At 71.6% G+C, this 1,086-nt stretch carries 1 protein-coding gene; it reads left to right on the top strand.

The genetic code is table 11. The annotated features are described in order from the left end of the window. Positions 1 to 948: DnaJ C-terminal domain-containing protein (locus QH276_RS28780; protein ID WP_280406963.1), on the top strand; the 948-nt coding region annotated here is incomplete at its 5' end. Positions 949 to 1,086 lie beyond the last annotated feature (138 nt).

The following is a 1,086-nucleotide window of genomic DNA, read 5'->3' as shown; positions in this document are numbered from 1 at the left end:
CGTACAACGCGTCGGCGTCGGTTCCCGGTATCTCGAGCAGTTCGGTCAGATCCACCCCGGACACCCTACGGCCTGTCCGGCGCCGCGGGCACCGCCCGGGGGGGGGGGGGGGGGGGGGGCGCGGGGGGGGTCGTGGGGTTTCTGTGCGGGGTTTTGTTCCCCGGGGGGGGGGGCGTACCCCCCCCCCGCCCCCCGCGCCGGGGCGCGGATGTGGAGGCCGAGACCACCCTCGGATTCCGCGAAGCGGCGCGCGGCGTCACGGTTCCGCTGAGCCTCACCAGCCCGGCTCCCTGCACCACCTGCCACGGCAGTGGCGCCAAACCGGGTACCAGCCCGCGGGTGTGCCCGATCTGCAACGGCAGCGGTGTGGTGAGCCGCAACCAGGGCGCGTTCGGGTTCAGCGAGCCGTGCGACGAATGCCGCGGCAGCGGGTCGATCATCGACGACCCCTGCGTGGACTGCCGGGGCAGCGGTATCCAGAACCGGACCCGCACGCTCAATGTCCGCATTCCGCCGGGAATCGCCGACGGACAACGGATCCGGCTCGCCGGTCAGGGTGAAGCCGGGCTGCGGGGCGCCCCGTCGGGCGACCTGTACGTGACGGTGCGGGTGAGCCAGGACAAGGTCTTCGGCCGGGCCGGCGACGACCTCACCTTGGTACTGCCGGTCAGCTACAGTGAATTGGTGCTCGGTACGACCGTATCGGTGCCCACGCTGGAGGGCCGGGTCGGCGTGAAGGTGCCACCGGGTACCGCGGACGGCCGCACCTTGCGGGTGCGCGGCCGCGGAGTTCCCAAACGTGGTGGCGGAGCCGGTGATCTGCTGGTCACCGTGAAGGTCGCCGTGCCGCCGAAGCTGGACGACGATGCCGAGGCCGCGTTACGCGCGTTGCAGGAGGCGGAGAAGGCCAGCGGCTTCGATCCGAGAGCTGGATGGGCAGGTGCGTGATGTCCAACGATCCGAAACGGGTTCCCGAGGGTAGTTCGGGGCGGGGGGGGGGCCCCGCCCCGGGATTAATGTTTAAAGGGGGGGCCCCAGTTTGAGGGATTAACGGCGCGGAGGGGGTGCGCTCCGGCCGGATCAGCC

The organism is Nocardia carnea (assembly GCF_029869215.1).
GTDB classification, from domain to species: domain Bacteria; phylum Actinomycetota; class Actinomycetes; order Mycobacteriales; family Mycobacteriaceae; genus Nocardia; species Nocardia carnea_B.
This window is presented reverse-complemented; position numbering and strand designations above follow the sequence as displayed.